This is a genomic window from Kitasatospora sp. NPDC127067, from assembly GCF_042724755.1.
Classification (GTDB): Bacteria; Actinomycetota; Actinomycetes; order Streptomycetales; family Streptomycetaceae; genus Kitasatospora; species Kitasatospora lactacystinica.
This window is the reverse complement of record NZ_JBHXEM010000149.1, coordinates 1-19,366: the sequence shown is the minus strand read 5'-3', so window position 1 is coordinate 19,366 and position 19,366 is coordinate 1. Positions and strand designations below refer to the sequence as shown.

The 19,366-nt window shown below is 71.1% G+C and carries 15 protein-coding genes; 12 read left to right on the top strand and 3 right to left on the bottom strand.

What is annotated here, in order from left to right:
• Positions 1-148 precede the first annotated feature (148 nt).
• Both ACFWJ4_RS36070 and ACFWJ4_RS36065 read right to left on the bottom strand, forming a co-directional pair.
• Positions 149-1,543 (bottom strand): aspartate aminotransferase family protein, encoded by a 1,395-nt coding sequence (locus tag ACFWJ4_RS36070; protein ID WP_359900638.1) that lies wholly within the window; start codon positions 1,541-1,543, stop codon positions 149-151.
• Positions 1,540-2,013: an Lrp/AsnC family transcriptional regulator gene (locus tag ACFWJ4_RS36065; RefSeq protein ID WP_030243538.1), complete on the bottom strand. Its 474-nt coding sequence runs from the start codon at positions 2,011-2,013 to the stop codon at positions 1,540-1,542. Before ACFWJ4_RS36065 ends, ACFWJ4_RS36070 begins: the two co-directional genes overlap by 4 nt.
• 298 nt (positions 2,014-2,311) lie before the next feature.
• Between ACFWJ4_RS36065 and ACFWJ4_RS36060 the strand changes: the two genes are divergently transcribed.
• The 3 genes from ACFWJ4_RS36060 (at position 2,312) to ACFWJ4_RS36050 (ending at position 6,587) form a co-directional block, all read left to right on the top strand.
• Positions 2,312-3,757, top strand: a complete 1,446-nt coding sequence (locus ACFWJ4_RS36060; RefSeq protein WP_380552098.1) for a gamma-aminobutyraldehyde dehydrogenase — start codon at positions 2,312-2,314, stop codon at positions 3,755-3,757.
• A 186-nt stretch (positions 3,758-3,943) separates the two neighbouring features.
• On the top strand, positions 3,944-5,302 hold the full coding sequence (locus ACFWJ4_RS36055) for an aspartate aminotransferase family protein (protein WP_380552095.1): 1,359 nt from the start codon (positions 3,944-3,946) through the stop codon (positions 5,300-5,302).
• Between the two features lie 67 nt (positions 5,303-5,369).
• Positions 5,370-6,587, top strand: coding sequence for a spermidine/putrescine ABC transporter substrate-binding protein (locus ACFWJ4_RS36050; RefSeq protein ID WP_380552092.1), 1,218 nt, complete (start codon positions 5,370-5,372; stop codon positions 6,585-6,587).
• 39 nt (positions 6,588-6,626) lie between these two features.
• Here the strand turns inward: ACFWJ4_RS36050 and ACFWJ4_RS36045 are convergent, their stop codons facing one another.
• Positions 6,627-8,279 (bottom strand): PucR family transcriptional regulator, encoded by a 1,653-nt coding sequence (locus ACFWJ4_RS36045; RefSeq protein WP_380552090.1) that lies wholly within the window; start codon positions 8,277-8,279, stop codon positions 6,627-6,629.
• A 253-nt stretch (positions 8,280-8,532) separates the two neighbouring features.
• Here ACFWJ4_RS36045 and ACFWJ4_RS36040 point away from each other — a divergent pair, with 253 nt between their 5' ends.
• The 9 genes from ACFWJ4_RS36040 (at position 8,533) to ACFWJ4_RS36000 (ending at position 18,935) form a co-directional block, all read left to right on the top strand.
• Complete coding sequence (locus ACFWJ4_RS36040) at positions 8,533-10,044, top strand: gamma-aminobutyraldehyde dehydrogenase (RefSeq protein WP_380552087.1); 1,512 nt, start codon at positions 8,533-8,535, stop codon at positions 10,042-10,044.
• Between the two features lie 54 nt (positions 10,045-10,098).
• Positions 10,099-11,349 (top strand): spermidine/putrescine ABC transporter substrate-binding protein, encoded by a 1,251-nt coding sequence (locus ACFWJ4_RS36035; RefSeq protein ID WP_359900653.1) that lies wholly within the window; start codon positions 10,099-10,101, stop codon positions 11,347-11,349.
• Between the two features lie 40 nt (positions 11,350-11,389).
• Positions 11,390-12,532, top strand: a complete 1,143-nt coding sequence (locus tag ACFWJ4_RS36030) for an ABC transporter ATP-binding protein (protein WP_380552084.1) — start codon at positions 11,390-11,392, stop codon at positions 12,530-12,532.
• On the top strand, positions 12,529-13,473 hold the full coding sequence (locus tag ACFWJ4_RS36025; protein WP_380552081.1) for an ABC transporter permease: 945 nt from the start codon (positions 12,529-12,531) through the stop codon (positions 13,471-13,473). The genes ACFWJ4_RS36030 and ACFWJ4_RS36025 overlap by 4 nt, the downstream gene beginning before the upstream one ends.
• Complete coding sequence (locus ACFWJ4_RS36020; protein WP_380552078.1) at positions 13,473-14,276, top strand: ABC transporter permease; 804 nt, start codon at positions 13,473-13,475, stop codon at positions 14,274-14,276. Before ACFWJ4_RS36025 ends, ACFWJ4_RS36020 begins: the two co-directional genes overlap by 1 nt.
• Before the next feature lie 62 nt (positions 14,277-14,338).
• Positions 14,339-15,733: an FAD-dependent oxidoreductase gene (locus tag ACFWJ4_RS36015; protein ID WP_359900663.1), complete on the top strand. Its 1,395-nt coding sequence runs from the start codon at positions 14,339-14,341 to the stop codon at positions 15,731-15,733.
• 134 nt (positions 15,734-15,867) lie between these two features.
• Positions 15,868-16,299 carry a hypothetical protein gene (locus tag ACFWJ4_RS36010; RefSeq protein ID WP_380552074.1) on the top strand — a complete coding sequence of 144 codons (432 nt, stop codon included), beginning with the start codon at positions 15,868-15,870 and terminating at the stop codon, positions 16,297-16,299.
• Positions 16,300-16,414: 115 nt separating this feature from the next.
• Positions 16,415-17,188, top strand: a complete 774-nt coding sequence (locus ACFWJ4_RS36005) for a nucleotidyl transferase AbiEii/AbiGii toxin family protein (RefSeq protein ID WP_380552071.1) — start codon at positions 16,415-16,417, stop codon at positions 17,186-17,188.
• A gap of 223 nt (positions 17,189-17,411) precedes the next feature.
• Positions 17,412-18,935 (top strand): CoA-acylating methylmalonate-semialdehyde dehydrogenase, encoded by a 1,524-nt coding sequence (locus tag ACFWJ4_RS36000; protein WP_359900672.1) that lies wholly within the window; start codon positions 17,412-17,414, stop codon positions 18,933-18,935.
• The last annotated feature ends 431 nt before the right edge of the window (positions 18,936-19,366 follow it).

Sequence of the window (19,366 nt, the reverse complement as noted above, 5' to 3'; positions counted from 1 at the left end):
TCCGGGCAAAATCCCCGCAATCTGGGCTTTTTTGTTCTTAGTAGTGTTTTGTGGGGGGGGTGGGTTCGGGGGGGGGGCCGCCGTAGGGGGGCCCCGGGGGGTTGGGGGGCCGCCCTTCGGCGGAGGGTGGGGAAGAAGGCTCAGGGGATCAGATCTTCGCCCACGCGTCGGTGAGGCTGGTCCGCAGGATCTGCTCGATCTCGTCGAAGGTCGACTGGTCGGAGATCAGCGGCGGGGCCAGCTGGATGACCGGGTCGCCACGGTCGTCGGCGCGGCAGTACAGGCCGTTGTCGAAGAGGGCCTTCGACAGGAAGCCGTAGAGCACGCGCTCCACCTCGTCGTCGTTGAACGACTCCTTGGTGACCTTGTCCTTGACGAGCTCGATGCCGTAGAAGTACCCGTTGCCGCGGACGTCGCCGACGATCGGCAGGTCGCGCAGCTTGTTCAGGGTGCCCAGGAAGGCGGCCTCGTTGTCGAGGACGCGCTGGTTCAGGCCCTCGCGCTCGAAGATGTCGAGGTTGGCCAGCGCCACCGCGGAGGAGACCGGGTGGCCACCGAAGGTGTAGCCGTGCAGGAAGGTGTTGTCACCCTTGTAGAACGGCTCGGCGAGGCGGTCCGAGATGATCGTGGCGCCGATCGGGGAGTAGCCCGAGGTCATGCCCTTGGCGCAGGTGATCATGTCGGGCTGGTAGCCGAACTTGTCGGCGCCGAACATGGTGCCCAGGCGGCCGAAGGCGCAGATGACCTCGTCCGAGACCAGCAGCACGTCGTGGCGGTCGCAGATCTCGCGCAGGCGCTGGAAGTACCCGGGCGGCGGCGGGAAGCAGCCACCGGCGTTCTGCACCGGCTCGACGAAGACGGCGGCGACGGTCTCGGCGCCCTCGTTGAGGATGGCCACCTCGATCTCGTCGGCGCACCAGCGGCCGTAGGCCTCGGGGTCGACCGTGCCGTCGGGGCCCTCGAGGAAGGCCGGGGCGCGGTAGATGTTGGTGTTCGGGGCCTTGTGGGTGCCCGGCACCAGCGGCTCGAACGGGGCCTTCAGGCCCGGCAGGCCGGTGATGGACAGGGCGCCCTGCGGGGTGCCGTGGTAGGCGACGGCGCGCGAGATGACCTTGTACTTGGTCGGCTTGCCGGTCAGCTTGAAGTACTGCTTGGCGAGCTTCCAGGCGGTCTCGACGGCCTCGCCGCCACCGGTGGAGAAGAAGACCTTGTTCAGGTCGCCCGGGGCGTAGTTGGCCAGGCGCTCGGCCAGCTCGACGGCCTTCGGGTGGGCGTAGCTCCACACCGGGAAGAAGGCGAGCTCCTTGGCCTGCTTGGCGGCGGCCTCGGCGAGCTCCTCACGGCCGTGGCCGGCCTGGACGACGAACAGGCCGGCGAGGCCGTCGAGGTACTTGCGTCCCTTGTCGTCCCAGACGTAGGTGCCCTCGCCCTTGACGATCGTCGGCACGGGGGAGTTCTCGTACGACGACATGCGGGTGAAGTGCATCCACAGGTGGTCGTAGGCGGTCTTGGAAAGGTCCTTCTGCGCCGGGTCGGCTGTCATCGGGTGCCCCAGGTGTAGGTCTGTTTCCGGAGCTTCAGGTAAACGAAGCTCTCGGTGCTCCGCACGCCGGGAAGGGCGCGGATGCGCTTGTTGATCAGTTCGAGCAGGTGCTCGTCGTCCTCGCAGACCAGTTCGGCCAGGAGGTCGAACGAGCCTGCGGTGCAGACGACGTAGTCGACCTCGTCGAGGGCGGCCAACGCGTCGGCGACGGGCTCGATGTCGCCCTCGACCCGGATTCCGACCATCGCCTGGCGGGTGAAGCCGACGGTGAGCGGGTCCGTGACGGCGACGATCTGCATCACGCCCTGGTCGAGCAGCTTCTGGACGCGCTGCCGCACGGCCGCCTCGGACAGGCCGACGGCCTTGCCGATGGCGGCGTACGGGCGGCGCCCGTCCTCCTGGAGTTGCTCGATGATCGCCTTGGAGGCGGCGTCGAGGGGAACGCTGGCGTTCCGGTCGCGGTTGGCCACGCGGCCACTGTGCCTGATCGGTCCCGTGTTCGCAAGCGTGGAAGCTGCTGATTTCGTCGTGATCTTGGAAAACGCATGCGGATTTCATCGCTGAAGCGAGCTCGCCCTGTCGATACCGGCAGTCGTGCGGCTACCCTGGCACGGTACGCGCGCGACCCCGAGGGCCGCTGCGCGTACCGCCACCAGTGGACCGCGCCGCTCCGGTCGCGGCCACTCGGGACCCTTCGTACGCCGGATCCGCCGACGTACCATTGCGCCGGAATCTGCAATGCCGCAGGCCCAGACCGAGGAGAGATCCGTGAGCGACCTTCGCGCGCTGCGCAACTACATCAACGGTGAGTTCGTCGACGCGGCCGACGGCCGCACGCTCGACATCGTGGACCCGACCACCGGCGAGGTGTACGCGACGTCGCCGCTGTCCGGCGCCGCGGACGTGGACGCCGCCATGGCCTCCGCCGACGCCGCGTTCCCGATCTGGCGCGACGCCACCCCCAGCACCCGCCAGAAGCTGCTGCTCAAGATCGCCGACGCGGTCGAGGCCCGCGCCGACGAGATCGTCGACACCGAGGTGCGCAACACCGGCAAGCCCCGCGCGCTGACCCTCTCCGAGGAGATCGGCCCGATGGTGGACCAGATCCGGTTCTTCGCCGGCGCCGCCCGCATGCTGGAGGGCAAGGCCGCGGGTGAGTACATGGACGGGATGACCTCGATCATCCGCCGCGAGCCGGTCGGCGTCTGCGCCCAGGTCGCGCCGTGGAACTACCCGATGATGATGGCCGTCTGGAAGTTCGCCCCGGCCATCGCCGCGGGCAACACCGTCGTGCTGAAGCCCTCCGACACCACCCCGGCCTCCACCGTGCTGCTGGCCGAGATCATCGGCGGCGTGCTCAAGGACCTGGAGCTGCCGGCCGGCATCTTCAACGTCATCTGCGGCGACCGCGAGACCGGCAGGCTGATGGTCGAGCACAGGACCCCGGCGATGGCCTCCATCACCGGCTCGGTGCGCGCCGGCATCTCGGTCGCGGAGTCCGCCTCCAAGGACGTCAAGCGCGTCCACCTGGAGCTGGGCGGCAAGGCCCCGGTCGTGGTCTTCGAGGACGCCGACATCGCCGAGGCCGTCGAGGGCATCTCGGTGGCGGGCTACTTCAACGCCGGCCAGGACTGTACCGCCGCCACCCGCGTGCTGGTGCACGAGTCGATCCACGACGCCTTCGTCGAGGCGCTGGCCAAGGCCGCGGCCGAGACCAAGACCGGCGGCGTGGACGACGAGGACGTGCTGTACGGCCCGCTGAACAACGCCAACCAGCTGAAGCAGGTCTCCGGCTTCATCGAGCGGCTGCCCGCCCACGCCAAGGTCGAGGCCGGTGGCCACCAGGTCGGCGACAAGGGCTACTTCTACGCCCCGACCGTCGTCTCCGGCCTGAACCAGGACGACGAGATCATCCAGAACGAGGTCTTCGGCCCGGTCATCACCGTGCAGAAGTTCACCGACGAGGACCAGGCCGTCGCGTACGCCAACGGCGTCGAGTTCGCGCTGGCCTCCTCGGTGTGGACCAAGGACCACGCCCGCGCCATGCGGATGTCGCGCCGCCTCGACTTCGGCTGCGTCTGGATCAACACCCACATCCCGCTGGTCGCCGAGATGCCGCACGGTGGCTTCAAGAAGTCCGGCTACGGCAAGGACCTGTCGGCGTACGGCTTCGAGGACTACACCCGCGTGAAGCACGTCATGACCGCGATCTGAGCGGGTCGTGACGGTCGGTGCTGTATGACCGCGATCTGATCTGATCGCCAAAAGTCGGCTGAACCGACCATGGGCCCGGGTCTTCTCGACCCGGGCCCTGTGTCTTTGCATCCTGTCGGCGGTTGGCGCGACCGGCTGACACGATGGAACTGCCCTTCGAGGACGGGCCGCCCTAGCCTTACCGGCATGAGCATTCCCACCGCTGACTCAGCCGCCGGCCAGGCCGTCAAGGCGGCCGACCGCGCGCACGTCTTCCACTCGTGGTCCGCCCAGGCACTGATCGACCCCCTCGCGGTGGCCGGCGCCGAGGGCTCGTACTTCTGGGACTACGACGGCAACCGCTACCTCGACTTCTCCTCGCAGCTGGTCAACACCAACATCGGTCACCAGCACCCGAAGGTGGTCGCCGCGATCCAGGAGCAGGCGGCGAAGCTCTGCACCATCGCCCCCGGCTTCGCGGTCGAGTCGCGCAGCGAGGCCGCCCGGCTGATCGCCGAGCGCACCCCCGGTGACCTGGACAAGATCTTCTTCACCAACGGCGGTGCCGAGGCCAACGAGAACGCCATCCGGCTGGCCCGGCTGCACACCGGCCGGCAGAAGGTGCTGTCCACCTACCGCTCGTACCACGGCGCCACCGCCAACGCGATCGCCCTCACCGGCGACCCGCGGCGCTGGCCCAACGAGGGCGGCGTCTCCGGCGTGGTGCACTTCTGGGGGCCGTACCCCTACCGCTCCAACTTCCACGCCGAGAACGAGGCGCAGGAGTGCGAGCGCGCGCTGGAGCACCTGGAGCAGGTGATCGCGTTCGAGGGGCCCGGCACCGTCGCGGCGGTCATCCTGGAGACCGTGGTCGGCACCGCGGGCGTCCTGGTCCCGCCGGCGGGTTATCTGGCCGGGGTGCGGGAGATCTGCGACCGCTACGGGATCGTGTTCATCCTGGACGAGGTGATGGCCGGCTTCGGCCGCACCGGCGAGTGGTTCGCCGCCGACCACTGGGGCGTCACCCCGGACCTGCTCACCTTCGCCAAGGGCGTCAACTCGGGCTACGTGCCGCTGGGCGGCGTGGCGATCAGCGCCGAGATCGCGGCCACCTTCGCCGAGCGGGCCTTCCCCGGCGGGCTCACCTACTCCGGCCACCCGCTGGCCTGCGCCTCGGCGGTGGCGACCATCAACACGATGGCGGAGGAGGGCATCGTCGAGAACGCCAGGCACATCGGCGAGAACGTGCTCGGCCCCGGCCTGCGCGAGCTGGCCGAGCGGCACCCGTCGATCGGCGAGGTCCGCGGCCTCGGCGTGTTCTGGGCGCTCGACCTGGTGAAGGACCGGGAGACCCGCGAGCCGATGGTGCCCTACAACGCGGCCGGTGCCGCCAACGCGCCGATGGCCGAGCTGGCCGCCGCCTGCAAGCAGCGCGGGCTCTGGCCGTTCGTCAACATGAACCGCTTCCACGTCGTCCCGCCGTGCACCGTCACCGAGGAGGAGGCCAAGACCGGCCTCGCGGTGCTGGACGAGGTGCTGTCGCTCACCGACGCGCACACTGTCTGACGTACCTACCAGGACGGCCCCGAGCACCCGTGTGCCCGGGGCCGTCCCACGCTCCGGAAGGCCGCTCATGCCCAGCAGCACCACCCCGACCCGTCGCTCCGTCGCCGACCGCCCGCAGGGGCCCGCACGCATCCGCCGACGTTCCGTGCTCGGCGGGGCCGCGCTGCTCGGCGCCGGCACCCTGACCGGCTGCGGCATCCCGTCCGCGTACGTGGCCGAGGACCGTCGCTCGGCACCGGACCGCTCGGAGAGCGACAAGCGGCTCGCCTTCTCCAACTGGACCCAGTACATCGACACCGACGACGCGGGCGGGCGCCCGACCCTGGACGCCTTCGTCGAGAAGACCGGGATCGAGGTCACCTACACCGAGGACATCAACGACAACGACGAGTTCTTCGGCAAGATCAGCCCGGTGCTCACCCAGGGCGCAGCCCCCGGCCGGGACCTGATGGTGATCAGCGACTGGATGGCCGGGCGGTACGTCTCGCTGGGCTGGGTGCAGGCGATGGACCGGGCCAACCTGCCCAACGTCACGGCCAACCTGGACCCGCAGCTCGCCGACCCGGCCTTCGATCCCGGGCGCAGGCGCAGCGTGCCCTGGCAGTCCGGGATCACCGGCATCGCCTACAACCGCAAGGCGCTCGGCCGGGAGATCAGGTCCACCGCCGACCTGTGGGCGCCCGACCTCAAGGGCCGGGTCACGCTGTTCGCCGGGCTGGACGAGGCACTCGGGCTGCTGATGCTCTCCCAGGGCGCGGACATCGCGAAGTTCGGCGACGACGACGCGCGCAAGGCGATGGACCTGGTGCAGAAGGTGGTCGACAGCGGCCACGTCCGGCGCTTCACCGGCAACGACTACACCAGCGACCTCGCCTCCGGTGCGGCGCTCGCCTGCCAGGCCTACTCCGGCGACGCCGTCCAACTGACCGCCGAGAACCCGGACATCGAGTTCGTGGTGCCGGAGGAGGGTGGCGAGCTGTGGGCGGAGAGCCTGATGATCCCCAACCGGGCCGCCCACAAGCGCAACGCCGAGCTGCTGATCGACTACTACTACCAGCCCGAGGTGGCGGCCGAACTCGCCGCGTTCGTCCAGTACATCTGCCCGGTGCCGGCCGCCCGCGAGGTGCTGGCGGCCAGTGGCGACAAGGAGAAGGCCGAACTCGCCGAGAACCCGCTGGTGTTCCCGACCGAGGAGATGCGGGCCCGGCTGCACACCATGCGCGACGTCACCTCGGCCGAGCGGCCCGAGCTGCACAAGGTCTGGGGACGCATCACCGGGGTGTGACGCGCGGGGCCCGGCGCCGCCCCGGGGCGCGCGCCCCGCTCAGCGCCGGACGGCGTCCAGCGCGAGCAGCGCCACGTGCAGGGAGAGGCAGGACTCCACCTGGTCGAGGTCGACGCCGAGGATCCGCTCGACCTTGTGCAGCCGGTCGTAGAAGGACGGCCGGGACAGGTGCGCCGCGTCCGCCGCGGCCGACTTGTTGCGGCCCTGCTCCAGGTAGATCCGCAGCATCTGCACCAACTGGCCGTTGTGCTCGGCGTCGTGGGCCAGCAGCGGGCCCAGCTCCCGTTCCACGTACGTCTGCAGCCGGGCGTCGTCGCGCAGCAGGTGGAGCAGGCCGCGCAGCCGGACGTCCGGCAGCCGGTAGTAGGAGGAGCTGCGGCCGCCGGGCGCGTCGTGCAGGGCGGCGTCGGCGACCTGGGTGGCCTCCAGCAGGGTGCGCCGGGCGTCGCGCACCGAGCCGACCGAGGAGCCGACGGCGACCACCGGGCCCGCCGGGTCGCCGCCTTCCCGTCCGGCCTCGGCGGACATCCGGCGCAGCGCGGCCGACAGGGCGTCCAGCGCGGCGTGCTCGTCCTGCTGGGTGCCGAGCGCGACCAGCAGGCCGACGGCCTCGTCGTCCAGCGCGCCGACCAGGGCGGTCAGCCGGCAGGCCCGGACCGCGCCGGCGGCCAGCTCGGTGAAGTCGCGCAGCCGGGCCTGGGCCTCCAGCGCGGCCGGGATCGGTCCGCGCCGCTGCCGCAGCACCACGCCGACCAGCCGGCGGCCCTCCAGCGGAACGCCGAGGGCCTGGGCGCGCAGCGCCGCCTCGGAGACGGTCAGGGCGTGGGTGAGGATGCCGGACAGCAGGGTGCGGTGGGTCTGCCGCTCCAGGCTCTCCCGGTCGCGCACCACCAGCCGGTTGAGGGCCAGCGCGGAGGCGCCGCGCTCCAGCAGCATCGCGTGGGGGTGGGCCTCGCCCTCGGGCAGCGGGCCGGGCTCCTGCACCAGCACCAGCCGGCCCCAGTCCTGGCCGCGGGCGCCGACGGCGGTGACCAGCCAGCCGCTGCGCGGGTCGTGGCCGGTGCGCCCGGCGGGGCGGACCCCGCGCGAGCGGCGCTCCCAGTCCTCCAGCACCTCGGCCTCCGGGCGCCCGGCGGTGTCGTGGGCGAGCACCTGGTGGGCCAGGTTCTCCAGGACGACCGGGGCGCCGGCCATCCGGGCCACCTGGCGGATCACCTCGGGCGCTTCGGCGCCCTCCACCACGAGCTCGTTGAAGACCTGGTGGACGGACTCGGAGATCCTCAGCTGCTCCAGCTGGGCGTTGACCACCAGGGCGTGCACGGCCTCGGTGACGGCGACGAAGCGCAGCTCGCGGCGGAGCGTGATCAGTGGCAGGCCGCGCTGTTCGGCGGCGTTGACCAGGGCGCGGGGGAGCGAGTCGAAGTAGCGCCGCCCGAACTCGACGACCAGGCCGGCCACCCCGACCTCGTCCAGTTCGCGCACGTAGCGGGCCAGGCCCTCGCGGTCCTCGGGCAGGGCGATGCCGGTGGTCAGCACCAGCTCGCCGCCGCGGAGCATCCCGGCGACGTCGGGCAGCTCGCTGACGTGGACCCAGCGGACCGGCCGCTCCAGGTGGTCGGTGCCGGCGACCACCTGGGGCAGGCCGCGCCGCATCACGTCCAGGTCGAGGACTCGGGCGACGGTGGGGAGCATCGCGGGCCTCCGGGGCCGGTGGGGGGCCGGAGCGGGGGCTCCGGGTGATCAGAGTGTCAGGTAAATCATCCATCCCCCCGACGAGGTGTTGCCCTGCCCGCACCCTTGCACCCTGTAAGGCCCTTCGTGCCGAGGTTGTCGAAGTGACCCTTGTCACCCCAACCCCGCAGCAGGCAAGGTCAGCGGGACCGCAGACCCCCACCGCGGACGCGTGACCCCGCAGCGGTCGAACCACGGCACTTGGAGGAACCAGATGGACCTGACCGACTTCGGCCCGGGCGCGCAGTACATCGCGGGCCGCCCGACCCGGGGGAGCGGAGACCCCTTCCAGGTCGTCAACCCCGCCGACGGCAGCGTGGTCGAGCAGGTCGCGCTGGCCACCGCCGAGGACGTGGACACCGCCGTCGCCGCCGCCAGGGCCGCCCTGCCCGGCTGGTCCTCGGCCACCCCGGGCGCGCGCTCCGAGGCGCTCACCCGGCTGGCCGCCGTCCTGGCCGGGGCGGCCGACGACCTGGCCCGGGTGGAGACGGCGCAGACCGGCAAGCCGGTCAAGCTGGCCACCGAGTTCGACGTGCCCGGCACCGTCGACAACGCCGCCTTCTTCGCCGGCGCCGCCCGCAACCTGGAGGGCAAGGCGGCCGGCGAGTACTCCGGCGACCACACCTCCTACGTGCGGCGCGAGGCGGTCGGCGTGGTCGGCTCGATCTCGCCGTGGAACTACCCGCTGCAGATGGCCGCCTGGAAGATCCTCCCGGCGATCGCCGCGGGCAACACCATCGTGCTCAAGCCGGCCGAGCTGACCCCGCTGACCTCGCTGATGTTCGCCCGGGCCTGCACCGAGGCGGGCATCCCGGACGGCGTGGTCAACGTGGTCACCGGCGCCGGGCGCACCGCGGGCGAGCACCTGGTCGGGCACCCGGACGTCGCGATGGTCTCCTTCACCGGCTCCACCGGCGTCGGCAGGAGGGTCGCCGAGATCGCCACCGCGAGCGTCAAGCGCACCCACCTGGAGCTCGGCGGCAAGGCCCCGTTCGTGGTCTTCGACGACGCGGACCTGGACGCCGCGGTGCACGGAGCGGTCGCGGCCTCGCTGATCAACGCCGGCCAGGACTGCACGGCGGCCACCCGCGCCTACGTCCAGCGCCCGCTGTACGACGCCTTCACGGCCGGGGTGGCCGAGCTGTTCGCGGCGATCCGGATCGGTGACCCGCTGAACCCGCGCACCGACCTCGGCCCGCTGGTCTCGTACGCCCACCGGGACCGGGTGGCCGGCTTCGTGGAGCGCGCCCGCTCGTACGCCACCGTGGTCACCGGCGGCCGGGTCCCGGAGCGGGGCCACGACGGCTACGACCTCACCCGGGGCGCGTACTACCCGCCCACCCTGATCACCGGCGCTGCCCAGGACAGCGAGGTCGTGCAGGGCGAGGTCTTCGGCCCGGTGCTGGTCGTGCTGCCCTTCGACGGCGACGACGAGGGCCTGCGGCTGGCCAACGACACCCCGTACGGGCTGGCCGCCTCCGCCTGGACGAGCAACGTGCACCGCTCGCTGCGCGCCACCCGGGAGATCGCGGCCGGCTGCGTCTGGGTCAACGACCACATCCCGATCATCAGCGAGATGCCGCACGGCGGCTACAAGGCGTCCGGCTACGGCAAGGACATGTCCCAGTACTCGCTGGACGAGTACACCCAGGTGAAGCACGTCATGTTCGACACCACCGCGGTGGCCCGCAAGGACTGGCACCGCACCGTCTTCGGAGACAGATAACCCCCGGCCCAAGCGGGTGCCCCCACACCCCATCTCCCCCAGGAGGCCCGTTCCATGGCGTTCAACGAGCTCACCGACGGTCTGCCCGAACCGGTCCGCAGGGCCTGGGAACGCAGTCTGACCAGCGGCCGGGCCGCGCTCGGCCGCCGCACCCTGCTGCGCGCCGCCGCGCTGACCGCCGGGGCGGGCACCCTGGCGGCCTGCGGCATCCCGGCGGCCCCCCGGGCGACCGGCGACTCGACCGCGAACGCCGCCGAGGACCTCTCGGGGACGCAGAAGGAGGTCGCCTTCTCCAACTGGCCGCTGTACGTGGACACGGACGAGAAGGACAAGGAGAAGCACGGCACCCTGGACGCCTTCACCGAGGCCACCGGGATCAAGGTCAAGTACAACGAGGACGTCAACGACAACGTCGAGTTCTTCGGCAAGGTCAAGCCGCAGCTCGCCTCGGGCCAGGACACCGGCCGCGACCTGATGGTCCTCACCGACTGGATGGCGGCCCGGCTGATCCGGCTCGGCTGGGCGCAGAAGCTCAACCCGGCGAACGTCACCACCGCGATCACCAACATCGAGGCGCGCTTCCGCGCCCCCGACTGGGACCCGGGGCGGCTCTACTCCTACCCGTGGGCCGGCATCCAGACCGTCGTCGCGTACAACCGGAAGGCGACCAGGGGCAAGGAGGTCACCAGCGTCTCCCAGTTGCTGGACGACCCCGACCTCAAGGGCCGGGTGACCTTCCTGTCCGAGATGCGCGACAGCATCGGGATGGTCCTGCTGGACCAGGGCAAGGACACCGCGAGGTTCACCGCCGACGACTACGACGGCGCGGTCGCCCGGCTGCAGAAGGCCGTCGACAGCAAGCAGATCCGCCGCTTCACCGGCAACGACTACGGCCAGGAGCTCTCCGCCGGCGACATCGCGGCCTGCATCGCCTGGGGCGGCGACCTGATCCAACTGCAGGCCGACAACCCGGACATCGGGTTCGTCATCCCGGAGAAGGGCTACATCGCCTCGACCGACAACATGCTGGTTCCGGCCAAGGCCCGGCACAAGGCGAACGCGGAGAAGCTGATCGACTTCTACTATCAGCCGAAGATCGCGGCGCAGCTGGTCGCGGGCATCGGCTTCGTCTCCGCCGTCACCGGGATGAAGGACGAGCTCGCCGGCATCGCCCCGGACACCGCGGCCAACCCGCTGGTCGTACCCACCCCCGAGATGGCGGTCAAGGCGCACGTGTTCCGCACGCTCTCCGAGAGCGAGGAGAGCGACTTCGAGCAGAAGTTCTCGAAGCTCATCGGCGCCTGACCCCACCTCCCGGCAGAGAATCCCAGGAAGACACCACCCCATGACAGACCAGCAGCGCGACGCGGCCGTCGGCGGCGACGTCCGGCTCACCGGAATCGGCAAGACCTACGGCTCCTTCACCGCCGTCCACCCGCTCGACCTGACCGTCCCCCAGGGCTCCTTCTTCGCCCTGCTCGGCGCCTCCGGCTGCGGCAAGACCACCACCCTGCGCATGATCGCCGGCCTGGAGGAACCCACCAGCGGCACCGTCCTGATCGGCGGCCAGGACGTCACCGCCCTGCCCCCGTACAAGCGGCCGGTGAACACCGTCTTCCAGAGCTACGCGCTCTTCCCGCACCTGGACATCTTCGAGAACGTCGCCTTCGGCCTGCGCCGGCGCGGCAGGAAGGACGTCAGGAAGCAGGTCGACGAGATGCTGGAGCTGGTCGAGCTCGGCCAGTACGCCCGGCGCAAGCCGCACCAGCTCTCCGGCGGCCAGCAGCAGCGCGTCGCGGTCGCCCGCGCGCTGATCAACCACCCGCAGGTGCTGCTCCTGGACGAGCCGCTCGGCGCGCTCGACCTCAAGCTCCGCCGCCAGATGCAGCTGGAGCTCAAGCGGATCCAGACCGAGGTCGGCATCACCTTCGTGCACGTCACCCACGACCAGGAGGAGGCCATGACCATGGCCGACACCATCGCGGTGATGAACGGCGGCCGGGTCGAGCAGCTGGGCGCCCCCGCCGAGCTGTACGAGAACCCCGCCACCACCTTCGTGGCCAACTTCCTCGGCCAGTCCAACCTGCTGCCCGCCGAGGTCACCGGCACCGAGGGCGGTGACCTGCTGCTCAGCGCGGCTGGCGCCCGCCTCGCCGTGCCGAAGGCGCGCTGCACCACCGACGCCAAGCGCGTCCACCTGGGCGTGCGCCCGGAGAAGATCACCATCACCCACGCCTCCGAGCAGGTCGCCGACGGCCGCAACCGGCTGACCGGCACGGTGCTCGACTCCAGCTTCATCGGCGTCTCCACCCAGTACGTGGTGCGCACCGACGGCGGCCAGGAGGTCACCGTCTTCGAGCAGAACATGGAGCGCGACGCCCGCATCGTCCCCGGCGCCGCCGTCCAGCTGCACTGGAACCCGGCGCACTCCTTCGCCCTGGACGCCGCACAGGCGATCGACGCGGGCACCGGGGAGGAGGCCGCATGACCGCCACCACCCCGGCCGCGCCGTCCCGGGCGATACCCCCCGACGGCGGCTCCCCGCAACCGGCGGAGCGCAGGCCGAAGCGCAAGCTCACCCCGTACTGGCTGCTGCTGCCCGGCATCGCCTGGCTGGTGATCTTCTTCGCCGTCCCGATGCTCTACCAGGGGTCGACCTCGCTGCAGACCGGCTCCCTCGAAGAGGGCTTCAAGGTCACCTGGCACTTCTCGACCTACTGGGACGCCCTGGTCGAGTACAAGTGGCACTTCCTGCGCTCGTTCTCCTACGCCGCCGTCGCCACCGTGCTCTGCCTGGCCGTCGGCTACCCGCTCGCGTACACGATCGCCTTCAAGGCGAGCAAGCGCTGGCGCAACGTCATCCTGATCCTGGTCATCGCGCCGTTCTTCACCAGCTTCCTGATCCGCACGCTGGCCTGGAAGACCATCCTGTCCGACGGCGGCCCGGTGGTCGGCGCGCTGAACGCGCTGCACGTCCTGGACGTCACCAACCTGCTCGGCCTCACCGACGGCGACCGGGTGCTGGCCACGCCGCTCGCGGTGGTCTGCGGCCTGACCTACAACTTCCTGCCGTTCATGATCCTGCCGCTGTACACCTCGCTGGAGCGGATCGACCCGCGCCTGCACGAGGCGGCCGGCGACCTCTACGCCCGGCCGTTCACCACCTTCCGCAAGGTCACCTTCCCGATCTCGCTGCCGGGCGTGGTCGCGGGCACCCTGCTGACCTTCATCCCGGCCTCCGGCGACTACATCAACGCCCAGCTGCTGGGCTCGCCGAGCGAGCAGATGGTCGGCAACGGCATCCAGAAGCAGTTCCTGAACGTGCTCGACTACCCCACGGCGGCCGCGCTGAGCTTCATCCTGATGGCCCTGATCCTGGGCATGGTGACGGTCTACATGCGCAAGGCCGGGACGGAGGATCTGGTCTGATGTCCCGGATATTCACATGGATCCACGCCCGCCTGGTGGTGCTGGCCGGCCTGCTGGCCCTCGCCTACCTGGTGCTGCCCAACCTGGTCGTGCTCGCCTTCTCGTTCAACAAGCCGGTGGGCAAGTTCAACTACGAGTGGAACGAGTTCTCCACCGACGCCTGGACCAACCCCTGCGGCGTGGCCGACATGTGCCAGTCGCTCTCGCTCAGCCTGCAGATCGCGGTGCTCGCCACCATCGGCGCCACCGTGCTCGGCACCATGGTCGCCTTCGCACTGGCCCGCTACCGCTTCCGCGGCCGCTCGGCCACCACCGCGATGATCTTCCTGCCGATGGCCATGCCCGAGGTGGTCATGGCCGCCTCGCTCGGGACGCTCTTCCTCAACATGCGCATCCCGTTCGGCTTCACCACCATCCTCATCGCGCACATCATGTTCTGCCTCAGCTTCGTGGTGACGGCGGTCAAGGCGCGCGTGATGAGCATGGACCCGAGGCTCGAACAGGCCGCCCAGGACCTCTACGCGACCCCCACCCAGACCTTCCTGAGGGTCACCCTGCCGCTGGCGGCGCCCGGCATCGCGGCGGGCGCGCTGCTCAGCTTCGCGCTCTCCTTCGACGACTTCATCATCACCCAGTTCAACTCGGGGCCGACCACGGTCACCTTCCCGATGTTCGTCTGGGGCGCCTCGCAGCGCGGCATCCCGGTGCAGGTGAACGTCATCGGCACCGCGATGTTCCTCGCCGCCGTGGTGCTGACCGTCGTCGGCCAGTGGCTGGGCAACCGCCGGAAGGCCACCGCCTGACGTACGGTCGACAGCGGTGGCACGTCATACGTCATCTATTCGTAGAAAGTGGCTGATAATGCATGGATTCCGCCCGCGCACTCAGTGACGCCAGGCCCACCCCCTTCTGGCTGGAGGATCCCGGCCGGCCGGCGGCGCTGCCCGCCCTGGTCGGCGACACCACCTGCGACCTGCTGGTCGTCGGCGGCGGCTACTCCGGCCTGTGGACCGCCCTCATCGCCAAGGAACGCGACCCCTCGCTGGACGTCGTGCTGGTCGAGGGCAACGAGGTCGGGTGGGCCGCGTCCGGGCGCAACGGCGGATTCTGCGCGGCCAGCCTCACCCACGGCTTCGGCAACGGCCTGGACCGCTGGCCGTCCGAACTGGCCCAGCTGGAACGCCTCGGTGCCGCCAACCTCGACGGCATCGAGGCCACCCTCAAGCGCTACGGCATCGACGCCGAGTGGGAGCGCACCGGCGAGATCGACGTCGCCACCCAGCCCCACCAGGTCGAGGAGCTCCACGAGATCGCCGAGGCGGTCGCCCGGTACGGCTTCGACATCACCGTCCTGGACGCCGACCAGCTGCGCGCCGAGGTGAACTCGCCGACCTTCCTCGGCGGCCTCTGGGACAAGGAGGGCGTGGCGATGGTCCACCCCGCCAAGCTCGCCTGGGGCCTCAAGGACGCCTGCCTGGGCCAGGGCGTGCGGATCTTCGAGCACACCCGGGCCACCGACCTGCGGGAGCACGGCAGCGGCATGGCCGTCCGCACCCCGTACGGCCGGGTCTTCGCCCGCAAGGTCGCCCTCGGCACCAACGTCTTCCCGTCGCTGCTCAAGCGGGTCCGCCCCTACATCGTCCCGGTGTACGACTACGCCCTGATGACCGAGCCGCTCGACGACGAGCAGCTCGCCTCGATCGGCTGGCGCGGGCGGCAGGGCCTCGGCGACAGCGCCAACAAGTTCCACTACTTCCGGCTCTCCGCCGACAACCGGATCCTCTGGGGCGGCTACGACGCGGTCTACCACTTCGGCGGCCACGTCCGGCACGAGTACGACCAGCGGCCGGAGACCTTCCGCACCCTGGCCAACCACTTCTTCCGCTGCTTCCCGCAGCTGGAGGGCCTGCGCTTCACCAACGCCTGGGGCGGCGCCATCGACACCTGCAGCCGGTTCTCGGCGTTCTTCGACACCGGGTACCGCGGCAAGGTCGCCTACGCGGTCGGCTACACCGGGCTCGGCGTCGGCGCGACCCGCTTCGGCGCCGAGGTGATGCTCGACCTGCTCGCCGGCGAACGCACCGAGCGCACCTCCCTGGACATGGTGCGCAGCAAGCCGCTGCCGTTCCCGCCCGAGCCGGTGCGCTGGGCCGGGATCGAACTCACCACCCGGTCGCTGGAGCGGGCGGACCGCACCGGCGGCCACCGCAACCTCTGGCTGCGCACCCTCGACCGCCTGGGGCTCGGCTTCGACAGCTGAAGCGCGACCGCCGCCAACCGGGCACCCCATAGTCGTGTAATCGGGACCCGCCGTCCGCCTCTCCTTGGTGACGGCGGGTCCCGTTCCTCCCGCCGTCTCCGAACAGTACGAACGGCAAGAAGCGGGGACACGACATGGAGACCACCGGACTGCACTGGCTCGCCCAGGCGGCACCGGACCCGGAGTCCTTCCGGGAGCAGTGGGAGCGCACCGGGCTGGGCCTGGTGCTGCTGCCGGCCGGCCGACGCTGGGACGTCCTCTCCGTCCCCGGGCGGCTCGGGCACCCGGCCCTGGAGATCACGGACCCGCGCACCTGCGGCCCGGTCCTCACCGACTTCGGGGGCGAGCAGGTCAGCTTCCTGGTGCCCGTCGGCACGGCGGCCCGCTGGATCGGCACCGGTGTGCGCGGTGCGGGGGAGGGCGCCTGGATCGTCGTGCCGCACCCCGGGCGCAGCAGCCGGGGCGTGCGGTGGCTGGTCCCGCCCGACGGCTCCGGGCGGCTCAACGACCCGATGCTGCTGGAGCTCGCCCTGCACGAGGCGGCGGCGAGGCTCAGCGGCTGGTGAGCCCTCCGGGGCCCGGCTGCGGTGGCGCACCTGGGGGAGCCCCGGCGCCCCGGGGTGCGCGGGGGCGCCCGGCGGTGGTGGCGCGCCGTGCGGTCGGTCGCGTCAGACTGGAGGCGTGACCACCGTCCCGCACGCCGTCGACGCGTCCCTCCGCCCGGGCCCCGCCCAGCTGCGCCTGGCCGCCGCGGCCGCACCAGTCTGCGACCGGTACGGCCTCGCGCTGGCCGGCGGGCACGCGCTGCGCGCCCACGGCGTCGCGGCCTGCCCGCAGGACGGGCTGACCCTGGCCACCGGCGGCGCCGACCTGCCGGAGGTGGCCGCCGCGCTGCGCGAGGCGTACCGGGCGGCGGGCGGGGAGGCCGTCGAGCGGCCGGGCACACCGCGGCTGGAGCAGCTCACCGTCCGGCTGGCGCTCGGCGGGCGGTCGCACTCGGTGGAACTGCGCAAGGAGCCGCTGGGCCACCGCCCGGTCCGCCTCGACCTCGGTGCGCCCGGGCCGGACGAGCCTCCCGTGGTGCTGCCGGTCGTCGCCCTGGAGGACGCGGCCGCGCTGACCACCGCGCTCCTCGTGGACCGGGGCATGCCGCGCGACCTGATCGACGTCCACGCCCTCACCCGTTACTACCGCGAGGGCGAACTGATCGCACTGGCAGGTGAGTTGGACCCGGACTTCCAGCCCACGGCACTGGCCGACCGACTGGAGACGCTCGCCGACGCGGCGGACGGGCGGTTCCGCGCCCGGGGCGTTCCGGCCGGGGAGGTCGACGGGCTGAAGCGGTGGGCGCTCGCCTGGGCCCAGGACCTGCGGCTGGACCTGCTGGAGACCCGGGAAGCGGCGGACGGCCTGCACGACCCGTACCTGGAGGAGCCGGAGGACGGGGAGGCCTGAGGCCCCGGCCCGGTGGAGCCGCCCGTTCGGCCGAGCGACCGGACGACCTGTAAGGCTGAATCCACGATCCCCGTCAGCCTGTTCGTTGAGCAGGACCGAAACGGCCACCAGACTGGAAGACGAACGCGGTAGCCCCGTGATTTCCCGGCGCCCGGCCCATGCGGGCGGCGCCAGACCGGACCGGTGGCAGGACGCCGCCCGGGACTTCGGAGGCAGACGGACCTTGAGCAAGCACATCATTCACTGGATCAGCGGCAAGCCGGTCGCCACCGCCGGTGCGGCCCCCCGCCGGGGTGAGATCTTCGACCCGGCCACCGGCCAGGTCGCCGGCCAGGTCGACTTCGCCGGGATCGCCGAGGTCGACCAGGCGGTGGCCGCCGCCGCCGCGGCCTTCACCGAGTGGCGCAACGCCTCGATCGCGAAGCGGACGACGGTGCTCTTCGCCTTCCGCGAGCTGCTGAACGCCCGCCGCGACGAGCTGGCCTCGATCATCGTGGCGGAGCACGGCAAGGTGCACTCCGACGCGCTGGGCGAGATCGCCCGCGGCCTGGAGGTCGTGGAGTACGCCTGCGGCATCCCGCAGCTGATCAAGGGCGGCTTCACCGAGCAGGCCTCGACCGGTGTCGACGTCTACTCGATCCGCCAGCCGCTCGGCCCGGTCGCGATCATCTCGCCGTTCAACTTCCCGGCCATGGTGCCGATGTGGTTCTTCCCGATCGCCATCGCGGCCGGCAACACCGTCGTGGTGAAGCCCTCGGAGAAGGACCCGTCCGCCGCCAACTTCCTCGCCGAGCTGTGGAAGGAGGCCGGCCTGCCGGACGGCGTCTTCAACGTCGTCCACGGCGACAAGGTGGCCGTCGACCGCCTGCTGGAGCACCCGGACGTCAAGTCCGTCAGCTTCGTCGGCTCCACCCCGATCGCCCGCTACGTCTACGAGACCGGCACCCGCTACGGCAAGCGCGTGCAGGCCCTGGGCGGCGCCAAGAACCACATGCTGGTCCTGCCGGACGCCGACCTCGACCTCGCCGCCGACGCCGCCGTCAACGCCGGCTTCGGCGCGGCCGGCGAGCGCTGCATGGCGGTGTCCGTGCTGGTCGCGGTCGACCCGATCGGCGACGAGCTGGTCGAGAAGATCAAGCAGCGGATCGCCACCCTGAAGGTCGGCCCGGGCTGCAACGGCGACTCCGAGATGGGCCCGCTGGTCACCGGCCAGCACCGGGACAAGGTCACCTCCTACGTGGAGTCCGGCGTCGCCGACGGCGCCGAGCTCGCCGTGGACGGCCGCAAGCACCCGGTCACCGCCGAGGACCGCAACGGCTCCCCGACGGCCGACGGCTTCTGGCTCGGCCCCACGCTGTTCGACCACGTGAAGCCCGGCATGTCCGTCTACAACGACGAGATCTTCGGCCCGGTCCTCTCGGTCGTGCGCGTCGACTCGTACGAGGAGGGCCTGGCGCTGATCAACGCCAACCCGTACGGCAACGGCACCGCCCTCTTCACCAACGACGGCGGCGCGGCCCGGCGCTTCCAGTTCGAGGTGGAGGTCGGCATGGTCGGCATCAACGTGCCGATCCCGGTGCCGGTCGCCTACTACTCCTTCGGCGGCTGGAAGGCCTCGCTGTTCGGCGACACCCACGCGTACGGCCCGGACGGCGTGCAGTTCTTCACCCGGGGCAAGGCCGTGACCCAGCGCTGGCTGGACCCGTCGCACGGCGGCATCAACCTGGGCTTCCCCACCAACAGCTGAGCCGCCCGCTCCAACAGCTGAGCCGCACAGCTCCGCCGGCCGGACCCCTCCCCCCGGGGTCCGGCCAGCGGTCTTTGCACGACGTTTGCATCCCGCCGCCGAAGCGCGTACAGTTCTTCGAGCTGCCTGGCTGGGAGCACCGGACACGCGTCTGCGCGGACGGTCCCGAGGCAGCCAATCCTTTGAAACACCACTTCTCGGTTCGTGCCGGTCGTTTTCGCTTTTCGCGTCCCGACCTGGTGCTTATTCGGCGTGCGCGTTTTATCGGATTGCGGTCGGATTCGCTTTTCGGAGCGGGGATCGGCTAGAGTTTGAAACGTCGGACAGGGCGTCAAGCCCCGGAAGACACCGGCGAGTTGGATGAACGAAGCCCCGGAAACGGAGCGGAAAACATCTGATAAGCTGGAAACACGAAAGAACGAAGCCCGGAG